The organism is Cohnella thailandensis, assembly GCF_014212135.1.
Classification (GTDB): Bacteria; Bacillota; Bacilli; order Paenibacillales; family Paenibacillaceae; genus Cohnella; species Cohnella thailandensis.
Map to the genome: position 1 here is coordinate 100,154 of NZ_JACJVQ010000015.1, position 15,484 is coordinate 115,637.

The 15,484-nt window shown below is 58.0% G+C and carries 13 protein-coding genes; 10 read left to right on the forward strand and 3 right to left on the reverse strand.

The features are described 5' to 3' along the window. Nucleotides 1-13 precede the first annotated feature (13 nt). The 3 genes from pyk (at nucleotide 14) to H7B67_RS17525 (ending at nucleotide 2,854) form a co-directional block, all read left to right on the forward strand. Complete coding sequence (gene pyk, locus H7B67_RS17515; protein ID WP_185121152.1) at nucleotides 14-1,771, forward strand: pyruvate kinase; 1,758 nt, start codon at nucleotides 14-16, stop codon at nucleotides 1,769-1,771. 88 nt (nucleotides 1,772-1,859) lie between these two features. Next, complete coding sequence (locus H7B67_RS17520; RefSeq protein WP_342592602.1) at nucleotides 1,860-2,315, forward strand: acyl-CoA thioesterase; 456 nt, start codon at nucleotides 1,860-1,862, stop codon at nucleotides 2,313-2,315. A gap of 131 nt (nucleotides 2,316-2,446) precedes the next feature. Next, complete coding sequence (locus H7B67_RS17525) at nucleotides 2,447-2,854, forward strand: FxsA family protein (protein WP_185121153.1); 408 nt, start codon at nucleotides 2,447-2,449, stop codon at nucleotides 2,852-2,854. Between the two features lie 222 nt (nucleotides 2,855-3,076). Here H7B67_RS17525 and ytvI read toward each other — a convergent pair whose 3' ends face one another. Beyond that, entirely contained in the window at nucleotides 3,077-4,198 is a 1,122-nt protein-coding gene (gene ytvI / locus H7B67_RS17530) for a sporulation integral membrane protein YtvI (RefSeq protein ID WP_185121154.1), read from the reverse strand. Between the two features lie 206 nt (nucleotides 4,199-4,404). On the opposite strand from ytvI, the gene ppk1 reads away from it, so the two are divergent. Together ppk1 and H7B67_RS17540 are read left to right on the forward strand one after the other, a co-directional pair. Continuing rightward, a complete protein-coding gene (gene ppk1 / locus H7B67_RS17535) occupies nucleotides 4,405-6,495 on the forward strand; it encodes a polyphosphate kinase 1 (RefSeq protein ID WP_185121155.1) in 2,091 nt (696 codons plus the stop codon). 123 nt (nucleotides 6,496-6,618) lie between these two features. Next, nucleotides 6,619-6,783 carry a mechanosensitive ion channel protein MscL gene (locus tag H7B67_RS17540; RefSeq protein ID WP_185121156.1) on the forward strand — a complete coding sequence of 55 codons (165 nt, stop codon included), beginning with the start codon at nucleotides 6,619-6,621 and terminating at the stop codon, nucleotides 6,781-6,783. A 55-nt stretch (nucleotides 6,784-6,838) separates the two neighbouring features. Here the strand turns inward: H7B67_RS17540 and H7B67_RS17545 are convergent, their stop codons facing one another. Beyond that, a complete protein-coding gene (locus H7B67_RS17545) occupies nucleotides 6,839-8,383 on the reverse strand; it encodes a Ppx/GppA phosphatase family protein (RefSeq protein WP_245363941.1) in 1,545 nt (514 codons plus the stop codon). A gap of 283 nt (nucleotides 8,384-8,666) precedes the next feature. Here H7B67_RS17545 and citZ point away from each other — a divergent pair, with 283 nt between their 5' ends. From citZ to H7B67_RS17565, 4 genes are all read left to right on the forward strand, one after another. Then, complete coding sequence (gene citZ, locus H7B67_RS17550) at nucleotides 8,667-9,782, forward strand: citrate synthase (protein WP_185121157.1); 1,116 nt, start codon at nucleotides 8,667-8,669, stop codon at nucleotides 9,780-9,782. A gap of 119 nt (nucleotides 9,783-9,901) precedes the next feature. Next, nucleotides 9,902-11,197 carry an NADP-dependent isocitrate dehydrogenase gene (icd, locus tag H7B67_RS17555; RefSeq protein ID WP_185121158.1) on the forward strand — a complete coding sequence of 432 codons (1,296 nt, stop codon included), beginning with the start codon at nucleotides 9,902-9,904 and terminating at the stop codon, nucleotides 11,195-11,197. 225 nt (nucleotides 11,198-11,422) lie between these two features. Beyond that, complete coding sequence (gene mdh / locus H7B67_RS17560) at nucleotides 11,423-12,367, forward strand: malate dehydrogenase (protein WP_185121159.1); 945 nt, start codon at nucleotides 11,423-11,425, stop codon at nucleotides 12,365-12,367. A 192-nt stretch (nucleotides 12,368-12,559) separates the two neighbouring features. After that, nucleotides 12,560-12,985, forward strand: coding sequence for a hypothetical protein (locus H7B67_RS17565; protein WP_185121160.1), 426 nt, complete (start codon nucleotides 12,560-12,562; stop codon nucleotides 12,983-12,985). An 84-nt stretch (nucleotides 12,986-13,069) separates the two neighbouring features. Here the strand turns inward: H7B67_RS17565 and yfbR are convergent, their stop codons facing one another. Next, complete coding sequence (yfbR, locus tag H7B67_RS17570) at nucleotides 13,070-13,663, reverse strand: 5'-deoxynucleotidase (RefSeq protein WP_185121161.1); 594 nt, start codon at nucleotides 13,661-13,663, stop codon at nucleotides 13,070-13,072. Nucleotides 13,664-13,881: 218 nt separating this feature from the next. On the opposite strand from yfbR, the gene H7B67_RS17575 reads away from it, so the two are divergent. Continuing rightward, a complete protein-coding gene (locus H7B67_RS17575) occupies nucleotides 13,882-15,429 on the forward strand; it encodes a fumarate hydratase (protein ID WP_185121162.1) in 1,548 nt (515 codons plus the stop codon). Nucleotides 15,430-15,484: the final 55 nt, after the last annotated feature.

Consider the following 15,484-nt stretch of genomic DNA (forward strand, 5'->3'; position numbering starts at 1 on the left):
CGGAGGAAAAGAAATGGTACGCAAAACAAAAATCGTATGTACAATCGGTCCCGCAAGCGAATCCCTCGAGAACACGAAGAAGCTGATCCAAGCGGGCATGAACGTCGCGCGTCTGAACTTCTCGCATGGCGACTACGAGGAGCACGGCAACCGCATCAAGACGATCCGCCAAGCCTGCAAGGAGCTCGGCAAGACCGTCGCGATCCTGCTGGATACGAAGGGGCCGGAGATCCGCCTCGGCAAGCTGAAGTCGGAGCCGATCGAGCTCGTGCAAGGCGAGCGGATCACGCTGACGACGGAAGAGATCCTGGGCGACATCGACCGCATCCCGGTTACGTATAAGGATCTTCCTAGCGACGTGAGCGTTGGCTCCACGATTCTGATCGACGACGGTTTGATCGGCCTGAACGTTCTCGAGGTCTCCGGAACCGAGATCAAGTGCGAAATCGTGAACAGCGGCCAGATCAAGAGCAAGAAGGGCGTCAACGTTCCGGGCGTCGCGATCTCCATGCCGGGGATCACCGAGAAGGATGCCAGCGACATTCGCTTCGGCATCGAGCAAGGCGTCGACTTCATCGCCGCTTCCTTCGTTCGCCGCGCCAGCGACGTGCTGGAGATTCGCGAGCTGCTCGAGCGTCATGACGGCCGCCATATCCAGATCATCTCGAAGATCGAGAACCAGCAGGGCGTCGACAACCTGGACGAGATCCTGGAAGTGTCCGACGGCCTCATGGTCGCCCGGGGCGACCTCGGCGTCGAGATCCCGGCCGAAGAGGTGCCGCTTGTCCAGAAGCAAATGATCGAGAAGTGCAACCGCGCGGGCAAGCCGGTCATCACCGCGACTCAGATGCTCGACTCGATGCAGCGCAATCCGCGTCCGACTCGCGCCGAAGCGTCCGACGTCGCGAACGCGATCTTCGACGGCACGGATGCCATCATGCTGTCCGGCGAGACGGCGGCGGGCAAGTATCCGTCGGAATCGGTTCAGACGATGGCGGCGATCGCCGTTCGCGCGGAATCCGCTCTGAACTACCGCGAGATCTTCCAGAAGCAGGCGCTGGCCCAGCAGACTTCGGTAACCGAAGCGATCAGCCAAGCGGTCGCGAGCTCCTCGCTCGAGCTGGATGCGAAGGCGATCGTGACCTCGACGGAGAGCGGCTATACCGCCCGCATGGTATCCAAGTATCGTCCGAAGTCCCCGATCATCGCGGTAACGCCGGAAGAGCAAGTGCTTCGCCGCCTGCAGCTCGTATGGGGCGTCGTGCCGGTTCAAGGCACGCTCGTCGGCACGACCGACGACATGTTCGACGTTGCGGTTGAAGGCGCGCTGAAGACGGAGATCGTCCGCCTGGGCGACACGGTCATCATTACGGCCGGCGTGCCGGTCGGCCGCTCCGGAACGACGAACCTGATCAAGATCCACCATATCGGCGAGCTGATCGCCCAAGGACAAGGCATCGGCTCCCAGAGCGCGACGGGCAAGGTCGTGACCGCCCGCACGCCGGAGGAAGCCGTCGCCAAGATGACCAGCGGCGCCATTCTGGTCGCTCCTTCGACGGACAAGGACTACATGCCGGCGTTCGAGAAGGCGGCGGCCGTCATTACCGAAGGCGGCGGCATCACGTGCCACGCGGCCGTCGTCGGCCTCAACCTGGGCATCCCGGTTATCGTCGGCGTGGCAGACGCGGTCGACCTGCTCAAGGACGGCACGGAAGTGACGCTGTACGCGGAGAAGGGTGTTATCTACTCCGGCCAAGCGAAGGTTCTCTAAGTAAACTGTTTCGGTTAATCCACGAGGAAGTAGCGGCTTCTAGACGGCCGCTGCTTCCTTGTTTCCTTAGGACGGGAGTGAAAATGAAGTGAGCCAGTGGTTTATGCACCCGATTCGGGTACGCTATCAGGAGACGGACAAGATGGCTGTCGTGTATCATACCAATTACATCAATTGGTTCGAGATCGGACGGACGGAATGGATTCGGCAAGCGGGAGTCTCCTTCCGCGATATCGAAGAGAAGGGCCTGATGCTTCCGGTCGTTCATTTGGAAGCTTCTTACCTGAAGCCGGCCAAGTACGACGATTGGATTACCGTCTGCACCCGGGTAACCGAATTTTCCAAGGTGCGCTTGCGCTTCGAATACAAGGTTCTGCTGGGAGACGTTACTTCCGAAGGCCGGGTGACGGGCGAAGCGCCGGAGGCTCCCCTGCTGACGAGCGGGAGCTCTCTTCACGGGTGGATCAACTCGGACTGGAAGGTCGTCGGAATCGACAAGAAGGCGCCGGAGCTGTACGAGCTGCTGAAGAAGCTGGCCGAATAGGGAGAAGCTCGCAATCGCGAGTGGCTCCCAACGTCTCGTTTGACGCAGGGGGCTTGGCCGGAATGCGGCCTCATTCGTGAAACGGGGCCTCCTCCTTGTCCGTAGTAAAGGAATACGAGGAGGGGATGACGATGTGGATTCGCAAGGCAGGGCTGTTCCTCCTGATCGCGATTATAGCGGAATTGGCCGGCATCATTGCGATGGGCAGCTGGATCGGTGCCTGGCCGACCTTCGGACTCCTTCTAATCGGAGCGGCTCTTGGAGGGCTGCTCGCTCAGACGGAAGGACGCAAGAGTTGGATCGAAGTGAGAAGCTTAATGCAATCCGGACAGCCGCCGGGACCGGCGGTATTGAACGGAATTTGTGTCATAGCGGGAGGATTTCTGCTCGCGGTGCCCGGGTTTCTCTCGGACATCGTAGGCATCACGTTGCTGCTTCCTTTTACCCGCCCGTTGTATAAAGGCTTCATGTACGTATGGCTGGAGCGCAAGTTCCGCTCGGGCCAGGTCCGCGTGTTCCGCGGTCCGTTCGGGCGTTGATCGCGCCATGACGCAAGGCCTTCGCCGCCGCAATCCCGCCGGCAGGACGCCAGAGCCCAAACCTCCGGTCTAGTCGAACCGACTAGATTCGGAGGTTTGTTTAGTTAAAAAGCTTATTCGGGAGCGGAACTGAGCCAAAGGGAGAAACGGCAAAGCCGATTTTGGCGGATTCCTGCGAAGATGAAGCTGAATCGAGCGCTTGTCCTGTATAATAAACATAAGTTACAGAAACTTGTTGCCGTGCAGGATGTACCGCCCGATATCCCGGAAGAAGCCTGCCTTATGGCACGTAGTCAGGATAACGATGGCGACGGGACCGATGATAAGCCCCAGGAACCCGAACAGCTTCAGCCCGACGAACGTGGCGATCAAGGTGGGCAGCGGATCGAGACCCACGCTGGAAGCGAGCACTTTGGGCTCGATGACTTGCCTTGCGATCAAGACGATTCCGTATAGGAGGGATAAGGCGCCTCCCATTCCCCAATCTCCGACGATGAACCGATATGCGATCCACGGCACCATCGCGGCGCCTACTCCGAGATAGGGGAGAAGGTCGACGAAACCGATCACGAGAGCGACGGACAACGCATCCTTGACGCCTATGACCAGAAGTCCGATAAACACGACGATCGCCGTAATCGAGATCAAGATAAACTGAGCCCGCACATAGCCGAAGAGCGCTTGGCGAATATCCTTCCAGACCGCGGAGGCGCGCTTGCGGGTTCTCTCCGGGAACCAGCCGACCATGCGCGAGGCGTACCGGCTCCAATCCTTGCCGATAAAGAAGGAGGCGAGAAGCACGACGACGGCGATGGTCGCGACCTGCGGCAAGGAAGCAAGGACGTCGACGACCCCGTTGAGAAACGCGCCGGCCAAATTCGTCCCCGCCTCGGCGACGGCTTTGGCCGTGTCGGAGATCCGGTTGTTGATCGTCTCCTGATAATTCGGGTTCTCCTGATAGAAAGTATTGATTCTCCCGATCAGAAGCTGAATGTCGGGACTGGCCAGGAATCTCTCGATGGTGTCCTCAGCCCATGTGACAAGCTGCTGCAAAGAACCGGATAGATTCATGATCTCCCCGACAAGCCGAACGACAAGCGCGGAGATGACGGTCAGCATGGATGCGGTGAACAGCAGCAGCGTAAGCGTGACGGCAAGCCACCTTGGCATATGCAGCTTCAGATGAAGGCCGTTCACGATCGGGTTCAGGGCGTAGGCCAGCAGCCAGCCGAGCAGGAAGGGATAGACGAGCGGCAGAGCCCAGCCCAGTACGAAGACTCCGCCGACGGCAACGACGAGCAGGATAAGAAGGCGAAGCCATTGACCACCGATCCGTCGATCCACTCCGGGCGCCTCCTCTTCTGGAACATAACGCGATGAATTCATTGTAGTGGATCGGCATTAAGCTTCGCTTATGGCTTGCTTCCCATTTCGCCGAGCAAATTCGACTTCCGCCGCCCGCGGCGATTCGGATTTTACACCGAGTTAACAATTATCCGGCATAATGGAGGGACAAGGGATCATAGCGAGAAAACTAGGGGGAACTACGGATGACAGCATCCAAAAAGTACATCAATAGGGACTTAAGTTGGATCGAGTTCAATCGTAGAGTGCTTGAAGAAGCGGAGGACGTTGCGACTCCTTTGCTGGAGAGAATGCAATTCCTGTCCATCGTGTCCAGCAATCTGGACGAATTCATGAGCGTGAGAGTAGCCGGCTTGAAGGATCAATTGAAAGCGGGGTTCCTGAAAGCCGACTTTACCGGATATACGCCGCACGGACTGCTTAAGAGAATCATGAAGAGAACGAGCCAGATGGTGCGCAGGCAGTACAAGGTTTATCGGGAGCTGATGCGCAGTTTGGCGAAGGAAGGCACGACGCTCTTGTCGTGGGGGGATCTGAACCGCGAACAGGCGGAGGCGATGAGCGAGTACTTCCAGAAGATCGTTTATCCCGTGCTGACGCCGATGGCGGTCGACAGCAGCCGGCCGTTCCCGCTCTTGCACGGCAAGGAGCTTTATCTGGCGGTCGTGCTTAAGGCGGACCCTGCGGATGAGAAGCTTAAGGGCCAGACGTTCAGCGCCATCGTCCAGGTTCCGTCGATCCTGTCGCGCGCCGTGGAAGTGCCCGGGCGACGCAATTCCCGCAAGATGACTTTCTTGCTGCTGGAGGACCTGATCAAGGTACATATCGGCCAGCTATTCAGCGGTTACGAGATCGAAGGCGTTCACGCGTTCCGGGTTACCCGCAACTCCGATCTTGCGATCAACGAAGAAGGGGCGGAGGACCTGCTGCAAGAGATCGAGAAGGAGCTGCGCCGCCGCAGGAGAGGGTTCCCGGTGCGCCTCGAGGTCGAGACGGGAATGCACGGGGACGCGCTGGAGCTGCTGAAGGATGAGCTGGAGGTGACGGAGGACGATATTTTCGAGATCGAGGGCTCTCTCGATTTGACGTTCCTCTCGAAGTTCGCCTCCTCGCTTCCGAATTCGGAGCATTTGCGGTACCCGCCGCTCGATCCGGTTTACCCGGTGGAATTCGAGGAGACGGAGCAGATGATGTCGGTCATCCGCGAGCGCGACGTGCTGGTGTACCACCCTTACGAATCGTTCGAAGCGGTAAACGATTTTATTTACGAGGCGGCCGTCGATCCCGACGTGCTGGCGATCAAGATGACTCTCTACCGGGTCAACGTGAACTCGTTGCTCGTAAAGGCTCTGGCCCAGGCGGCGGAATCCGGGAAGCAGGTAACGGTCGTCGTGGAGCTGAAAGCCCGGTTCGACGAGGAGCGCAACATCGCGTGGGCGAGGCAGCTGGAGAAGGCGGGCTGTCATGTCGTCTACGGCTTGGTCGGTCTTAAAACGCATGCGAAAATTACGCTGGTCGTACGCCGAGAAGAAGGTTCTCTGCGGAGGTACGTCCATGTGGGAACGGGGAATTACAACGAGAATACCGCGAAGGTATATACGGACGCCGGCCTGTTTACTTGCCACCCCGATATCGGCACGGACGCTTCCGCCCTGTTCAACGAAATGACGGGCTACTCCACGCCGCATGATTGGCGGGCCTTCGCGGTCGCTCCGGCCGGGCTCAAGCCGAAGCTGTTCGATCTTATCGACCGGGAGATCGAGTTCGCGAAGGCGGGCAAGCCCGCGCGCATCGTCGCGAAGCTGAACTCGCTGTCCAACCAGTCGATGATCGACAAGCTATACGAGGCTTCGCAAGCGGGCGTCTCGATCCATCTGATCGTGCGAGGGGTTTGCTGCCTTCGTCCGGGCGTTCCCGGGCTTAGCGAGAATGTCAGGGTCATCAGCATCGTCGATCGCTTCCTGGAGCATTCCCGGATACTTGCCGTATCGGGAGGCGGGGAAGAAGAGGTCTACATCTCGAGCGCGGATTGGATGACGCGCAACCTGAGCAGGCGAGTGGAACTGCTCTGCCCGGTCTACGATCCGTCCATCCGGCAGATGCTGCTGAACCTGCTGCAGATGAACCTGTTGGATAACGTGAAGGCCAGGGAGCTGGAGCCCAGCGGCAACTACTCCCGAGTCGCCGGCGCCGAACAGCCGCTCCGAAGCCAATTCGGCGCCGCCGACATTCCGCTGTGGAAGACGGTCGCCATCGCCTCGATGGAACAGCTTTAAACGAAGTTTGCTTTTCCGGCGCGAATCCGATCGTTTTCACAAAAAGTTGACTTTTACCTAATCTCTGGCTAATAGTAACTTCCTACAATGAAATCAACAGCCAGGGAGATGGGAGGGAACGTTGTGGTCGAATTCGACGTCATTGTGGACGGCAAGGTGCAGGAGACGATTCGCCCGAAGACGCAGAGGCTAAGAGACATTTACGAGCTTCTGAACCGTCGGTCGATGGGGGCTCTCAAGAGGAAATACGGCTTTAACGTGCAAGTGAGAAGAAGAATGGTTTACTAAAGATAAGGTGCAGGAGAAGCACCTTATCTTTTTTTAATAGGGGAGCGACGCTTGTCTAGACGAACTTCGCGATTTGGACGACCGGGGTTAGCCCCCAGCTCTTCTTGAAATCCTTCGCGAGCGTCTCGACTTCCATTCGTTCGACTTGAAGAGGATGATTGGCGGCAGCGCTTAACACGAGCTGCTTGCCTTTGTGAATGGCAATCTCGAGTTCGGCGATGCCTTGGGACTCGCTCCGGTCGAGCGCCGCGGCAAGCTGGAGCAGCATGCCAAGCTTCCCGATGCGTTCGAAATCGCCGTCCGTCAGGAGAGAACGGTAGGGCGCCAGCTTGTTTCTCATGGCTCCGGTGCCCTTGAACGAGGCGATTGCGGCGGTCAGCAGCATCTCCCGGTGCCCCAGCCCGTTCCAATGGGCATGCATCAGGATATAGAAGGTGTGGTCGGCATTGTCTCCCACGTCGATGATCGATCCGATCCTGAATAGCCGGGAGGCGGAATCGAGGAGCGGCCGGCAGGAGGGCGGAAGTCCCGCATCCGGGGCAAGGCTGTCGTACAGCCTCAGGGCAAGCCGATTCACTTGATCCAGATGAACTTGCGGAACGGTTGGATATAATGCGGTTAAATTGCGTATGCTGTCTTCCAGAACTTGGCGCGAAGCAAGGCGCACTTCCTCCGAAGGAAGACAGGTTTCGAAGAAGATTCCGTCCCTAAGGCCTGCGCCGCAGACGATCAGGCGAGAGGCCTGGCAAGCTTGGAATACGGCCTGAAGGATCAGCAGGCCCGGGATGATGACGTCCGCCCTGTCCTTGGACAAGCCGGGGATCTTGCGTCTCCTCTCGACGTTAAGCGGCGCCAGAGCCTGAAGCGTGTCGGAGAGCGCGTTCGGCGGGAATTCGTAGCCGTGAAGGTTCGAGATGGGATAATCGACGCTTCTTTGGGCAATCTTGGCAAAGGAGCGAATCGTACCCCCCAATCCGATCAAGGGGAGTCCGGCATGGGAACGAATCCAGGGCTCCGCGCGAAGCTGAGCCGCCAGATCGGCGGTTATCTGCTCCATGGCGGCCGAAGGGACGGCGTCGTCCTTCAAGCCGTAACGTCTGGCCGTATTTACGCACCCGAAGGGGAACGATATCGAAGCGACGATCTCGCGCTTCCGCAGCAGGGTAATCTCGGTGCTTCCGCCGCCGATATCCACGACGAAGCCGTCCTCGACGTCCATCGTGCGCAGCATGGCGACGCTGCCGTATCGCGCTTCGTCCTCGCCGGAGAGGAGCTCGATGGAGAGGCCGGTCAAGGAAGACAGCTGCTCCAGCGCTTGCTCGCGGTTCGTCGCTTGGCGAATGGCCGCCGTAGCCACGGCTTTGATTCTCGTCGCTTGATGCATATGGCAGATGCGTTTGAAGTGAAGGAGCACCTCGGCGAGCTCGCGGATCGCATCCTGCGGAAGCTCCCCGTCCTGAGTCAGCTTCTGGCTGAGCCTGGCGGGCCAGCGGCCCTGGTCGATGACGCGGAACGCGCCGTTCGCGGTCACCTGATAAACGGCAAGTCGAACGGTGTTCGAGCCGATATCGATCATTCCGGTAATTTGGTCTATGTTCAAATCGAGGCACCTCCGGTTAGGAACTATTCTATCATTCCGCACGGCCTGACAAAAGAACCTTTATACCATCGATAAAGCATTTTTATGTCCCGTTTTGTTCCAATCGAGTTTCAAATCGTTTATCATTAACTATGACTTAATTTCGTAACAATTCTCGATTTCAGCTAATAATAGGCCGAATGAGGTCGCAATATCGACGATTTCGGGAAAATGGGATCATTCTAGCGGTTTTACGCTATTTCCGGGTGATTTCTTTACTTTTACGAACAAAGGAGAGATATCCATGACAGCAACGAAAGGCCTGGAAGGCATCGTAGCTGCGACATCTTCGATCAGCTCCATTATCGACGGAGTGCTCACGTATCGCGGCTATAACATTGATGAACTGGCAGAGAAGGCGTCCTTCGAGGAAGTAGCTTACCTGCTCTGGCATGGCAAGCTGCCGAATCAATCCGAGCTCGACGGATTGAAGGCTCAACTGGATGAATACGCAGCGGTACCGGAAGCGGTTATCGCAGGCCTTCGTCTGTATCCTTCCGGAAGCAACTCGATGGCAGCTCTCCGCACGGCGATCTCCAGCCTCGCGCTGTATGACGCGGAAGCGCAAGACATGAGCCGCGAAGCGAACGTCCGCAAGGCGATCCGGCTCCAAGCCCAGCTTCCGACGGTCGTCGCGGCATTCGCCCGCATCCGCGAAGGCAAGGAACCGGTTGCTCCTAAGAAAGGCGTAAGCGTCGCTTACAACTTCCTGTACATGCTGACGGGCGAAGAGCCTGCAGCCGTAGCGGTAGAAGCATTGGACAAGGCTCTTGTTCTGCATGCCGACCACGAGCTGAACGCATCCACCTTCGCCGCCCGCGTAACGGTCGGCACCCTGTCGGACATCTACTCCGGCGTTACGTCCGCAATCGGAGCCCTGAAGGGTCCTCTGCACGGCGGCGCCAACGAAGCGGTTATGGTCATGCTGGACGAGATCGGCACGCTCGAGAACGTAGAGCCGTACGTTCAAGCCAAGCTCGACAAGAAAGAGAAGATCATGGGCTTCGGCCATCGCGTCTACAAGAACGGCGACCCTCGCGCGAAGCATCTTCAAGCGATGTCCAAGTCGCTCGGCGAACTGAAAGGCGACATGAGACTGTACGAGATGTCCGTCAAGATCGAGGACATGGTCGTCGGACAGAAGGGCTTGAAGCCGAACGTCGACTTCTACTCCGCTTCCTGCTACACCATGTTGGGGATTCCGCGCGACTTGTTCACCCCGATCTTCGCGATCAGCCGCGTATCCGGCTGGACGGCGCACATCCTCGAGCAATACGAGGACAACCGTCTGATCCGTCCTCGCGCCGAATACGTCGGTCCCGTCGGCCAACACTACGTGGCCGTAGCCGATCGCGCTTAAGAACGAGTCGGTTCCATCTCCGGCGGCTCGTCTTCCTGTCCGCTTCGTTAGCGGGAGAGGACGAGCGCCGGTTTTTGCGGTAAAATACACTTATTCGATATTTAGGAGGAGAAACATTCATGGCACAACTCGAGAAATTCGCGCCGCCGGTTTCCGGCGAAGCTATTACGGTTCAGAACGGCGTTCTGAACGTCCCTAACAATCCGATCATCCCGTTCATCGAAGGCGACGGAACGGGCCGCGACATCTGGCGCGCTTCCCAACGCGTTCTGGATGCAGCCGTAGAGAAGGCATATAAGGGCGAGAAAAAAATCGCTTGGTACGAAGTGTTCGCCGGCGAGAAGGCATTCAATACTTACGGCGAGTGGCTGCCGGCCGATACGCTGACGGCAATCCGCGAATACATCATCGCGATCAAGGGACCTCTGACGACTCCGATCGGCGGCGGCATTCGCTCCCTGAACGTTGCTCTTCGCCAAGAGCTCGACCTGTACGTCTGCTTGCGTCCGGTTCGTTACTTCAACGGCGTGCCTTCCCCGGTTAAGCGTCCGGAGCTGGTCGACATGGTCATCTTCCGCGAGAATACCGAGGACATCTATGCAGGTATCGAATACCAAGCGGAGACGGCTGACGCCAAGAAGGTTATCGAATTCCTGCAGAAGGAAATGGGCGTTAAGAAGATCCGCTTCCCGGAGACGTCCGGCATCGGCATCAAGCCGGTATCCTCCGACGGCTCGAAGCGTCTCGTTCGCGCCGCGATCGAATACGCGATCAAGCACAAGCGCAAATCCGTTACCCTCGTGCACAAGGGCAACATCATGAAGTTCACGGAAGGCGCGTTCAAGAACTGGGGCTATGAAGTAGCAGAGACCGAGTTTGCCGGCCAAACCTTCACGTGGGGCCAATACGACAAGATCAAAGCCGAGCAAGGCGAAGAAGCGGCTAACGCGGCTCAGAAGGCTGCTCTTGCCGAAGGCAAGATCCTCGTTAAGGACGCTATCGCCGACATCGCTCTGCAACAAGTCCTGACTCGTCCGACCGACTTCGACGTTATCGCAACGTTGAACCTGAACGGCGACTACCTGTCCGACGCTCTGGCTGCGCAAGTAGGCGGCATCGGCATCGCGCCGGGAGCGAACATCAACTACCTGACGGGCCACGCTATCTTCGAAGCGACTCACGGCACGGCTCCTAAATACGCCGACAAGGACGTTGTAAACCCAGGTTCCGTTATCCTGTCCGGCGTTATGCTCTTCGAGCACCTCGGCTGGCAAGAAGCGGCTGACCTTATCTACAAGGGTCTTGAAGATTCCATCAACAGCAAGGTTGTTACTTACGACTTCGCTCGCCTGATGGAAGGCGCAACCGAAGTCAAGTGCTCCGAGTTCGCGGACGAAATCATTAAGAACATGTAAGGGCTGGCCCTTACGAATCCCTGTTAAACTCCCTATTTCCAGCAATCAACCCACTATTCCGCGACCCCCTAAATCCCCCTTCCAAGGGGGACTCCGAGGGCTCCGCCCTCTGGACACCCGACGAATAACGTCTGAGTGACAGAGGTGCGGGGAATAATGGGAATGGAAGAGGGAGTTTATTTTTATTGGAGTTGCTTGCATACCCGAACAGGAGGGAATTAACGAATGGCGATAAAGCGAGCGAAGATTACGGTAGTCGGGGCGGGGTTTACGGGGGCGACGACGGCGCTCATGCTGGCGCAGAAGGAGCTGGGGGACGTCGTTCTGCTCGACATTCCCCAGATGGAGAACCCGACGAAGGGCAAGGCTTTGGACATGCTCGAATCGACTCCGGTGCAAGGCGTTGACGCCCGCATCGTCGGGACGGCCGACTACGCCGATTCCGCCGATTCCGACATCGTGATCATTACGGCCGGGATCGCCCGCAAGCCGGGCATGAGCCGCGACGACCTCGTGAACACGAACGCCGGCATCGTGAAGTCGGTATGCGAGAACGTGAAGGCGACGAGTCCGAACGCTTACGTCATCATCCTGTCGAACCCGGTCGACGCCATGACCTACGTGGCGAACAAGACGCTCGGCTTCCCGAAGAACCGAATCATCGGCCAATCCGGCGTTCTCGATACGGCCCGCTACAATACGTTCTTGGCGCAAGCGCTGAACGTATCGGTAGAAGACGTTCGCGGCGTCGTGCTCGGCGGCCACGGCGACGACATGGTTCCGCTCGTTCGCTATACGACCATCGGCGGCATCCCCGTCGAAAAGCTGCTTCCGAAGGAGCAGATCGACTCGATCGTGGCGCGAACCCGCGTCGGCGGAGGCGAGATCGTCAGCCTTCTCGGCAACGGCAGCGCGTATTACGCCCCGGCGGCTTCGCTCGTTCAGATGACCGAAGCGATCCTGAAGGATAAGAAGCGCATCCTTCCGGTTATCGCGCTGCTGGAAGGCGAGTACGGCTATCAAAATCTGTTCATCGGCGTCTTGGCCATTCTCGGAGGCGACGGCATCGAGAAGATCATCGAGCTCGAGCTGACGCCCGAGGAGAAAGCCGCGCTCGACAAGTCCGCGGATTCCGTTCGCGGCGTCATCAAGATCGTCGAGAACGCGTAAGGAACCGTGTCCTGCGCAAAGCCCTCTCATTAAGGCGGGGAACGCCTTGAAGAGAGGGCTTTTTCTTCAATTGTCACCGATTGTTCAAGACCCAGCTTAAAGGATGGAAGGTTTTGTTTTGTTTGTCCGGCGAATTGTGTATACTGGACATGGTATGTCTTTGTACTTTTTTGCCAAAGGGGACTTGTGACAATGAATACGGTAATGTTGTTTCTACATGTCGTCGGCGCCGTCGGAATGGGAATCTACGCGATTCTGCCTTTCCTCGTCGGGAAGTTCAAACAGCTGTCGACGCCGGCCCAAGAGGGCCTTGCAAGCGGTCTTCTAGGGGCAGGCCGCATCGGCCAATTCTCGCTCGTGCTTCAGCTTCTTACGGGCGGTTACCTGATCTCCAAAGCCGATTACACGGTAGCTTGGATGGTCGTCGTTATCGTTATTTTCGTCGCGATCGGCGCCATGGCCGGAATGGTTCAAGGCCCGCTTAAGCGGATCCGCGCGGCAGCCGCAGGCAATCAGGATGCTTCCGCCAACGTGTCGAAGGTTCAGACGTTCAGCGCGATCGCGTTCGTTCTGTTCCTCGTCATTATCTGGCTCATGCAGGATCCTTGGTACGCGTAAGCGTCGCCTCAACTTATCCCGTACCTAACGCGCCCCGAGCAGGCTCCGGATGGAGTCCGCTCGGGGCGCGTTGCGCGTGTCGGATTACGCTTCTTCCTCCGCGAGCTCGTCGACCGTTCTCTCGAAGCTTGCGGTCAGGCGGTCGAGGAACCAGTCGACCTCGGGCAGATTCATGCCGCGAAGCCTCTCCTCCATCTGGCGGCGGGCGGTCGCGAATTCGCGGTTGCCTGCGGACATCTCGCTGACGCACTTGAGGTAGGCGTCGAGCACGTCGGCCGCTTTGACCAGCTTCGCGAGCTCCGGCGATTCGGATCCGCGGTGGAGCAGCGGGCGATACGCCTCCTGAAGCTCCTCCGGGACGGTGGCCAGAAGACGGTCGGCCGCCAGCGCTTCGATCTGCCGGAAATTCGAGAGAATATCCGGATTATGATGCTTGACCGGCGTCGGAATATCTCCCGTAAACACTTCCGTGGCATCATGGAACAAGGCATAGGAAGCCGCTTGGTCCGGATCGATGTCTTTGCCGAAAACATGCCGGGAAATGCTGCCGAGCAAATGGGCGATCAGAGCCGTATGGAAGGAGTGCTCCGCGACGTTCTCTCCGTACGTTTTGCGCATGAGGCTCCATCGTTCGATATTTTGCAGGCGATATAAATAAGCTAGAAACGGATTGGACATGGGAGCTCCCTTCTCATCCACCATCGATAGGAAATAATAAGAGATTATATCATACCTCCAAGACGATATTGCGAACGATTCTCAATTGGAATGGTTTTGTGGCGAATTGTTCTCATTCCGTGAAGGATTTCGATTCCTTTATGAATCGATGATTGGAAAAGCATGTGCTATGATAGAGAGGTTGAGGAAAAGCGAAACGAGAGGAGAATCCCGCAATTATGTCCGCATTTGAAGAAAGTATTTACAAGCTTGTCGTCGAGACGTCTACCAATCTTCCTGCCGATGTGCGCAGAACGATAGCCGCGGCCAAAGCGGCCGAAGACAGCGCTACGCGCGCGGGCTTGTCCTTGTCTACCATCGTTCAAAATATCGAGATGGCCGAATGCAACGTGTCTCCGATCTGCCAGGATACGGGGATGCCTACTTTTATCGTTCATACGCCTGTCGGCGCCAACCAAATCGTCATGAAAAAAGAGATTCGCAACGCCGTCGCGCGCGCGACGAAGGACGGCAAGCTGCGCACGAACTCCGTCGATTCGCTCACCGGAGCGAATACCGGGGACAACCTGGGACCGGGCACGCCCGTCATCCACTTCGAGCAATGGGAGAAGGACGAGGTCGACGTGCGCCTGATCCTGAAGGGCGGCGGCTGCGAGAACAAGAACATCCAATACAGCCTCCCGACGGAAATCGAAGGATTGGGCAAAGCCGGACGCGACCTGGACGGCATTCGCAAGTGCATCATGCACGCGGTTTACCAAGCGCAAGGCCAGGGCTGCAGCGCGGGCTTCATCGGCGTCGGCATCGGAGGCGACCGCACGAGCGGCTACGAACTGGCGAAGCAGCAGCTGTTCCGTCATATCGAGGACGTAAACCCGATTCCGGAATTGGCTAAGCTGGAAGAGTACGTGCTCGAGAACGCGAACAAGCTCGGCATCGGCACGATGGGCTTCGGCGGCAACGTCACGCTGCTCGGCTGCAAGGTCGGAGTCATGAACCGTCTGCCGGCAAGCTTCTTCGTCTCGGTAGCTTACAACTGCTGGGCTTACCGTCGCCAAGGCGTTCTGCTGGACGGCAGCTCGCATGAGATCAAGGAATGGATCTACGAGAGCGGCTCCAACCATCCGATGAACGCTTTCGAGGAGAAAGCGGAGGTCGAAGCGGAGAAGGCGATCGGCGAAGGGCGCCGCGAGGTCGTGCTGACCGCTCCGGTGACCGAAGAGCAGATCCGTTCGCTGCGCGTGGGCGATGTCGTTATCCTGAACGGCGAGATGCATACGGGACGCGACGCGCTGCATAAGCACCTGATGGATCACGACGCTCCGATCGATCTGAACGGCGGGGTTATTTACCACTGCGGTCCGGTTATGCTAAAGGACGACGAAGGCTGGCACGTGAAGGCGTTCGGCCCGACGACGAGCATCCGCGAGGAGCCGTACCAAGGCGACATCATGAAGAAGTTCGGCATTCGCGCCGTCATCGGCAAGGGCGGCATGGGGCCGAAGACGCTCAAGGCGCTCCAGGAGCACGGAGGCGTCTATCTGAACGCCGTCGGCGGAGCCGCCCAGTATTACGCGGAATGCGTTAAGAAGGTCAATGGCGTCGACCTGCTGGAATTCGGCATTCCGGAAGCGATGTGGCACCTTCAAGTCGAAGGCTTCGCCGCCGTCGTCACGATGGATTCCCACGGCAACAGCCTGCACGCCGAAGTCGAGCGCGACTCGAAGGAGAAGCTCGCCCAATTTAAGGATCCCGTTTTCGCCTAATAAAATTGCCGTTATCCCAAGTCCATCCGCTTGCGGGGCCGAGGAGCACATTCGA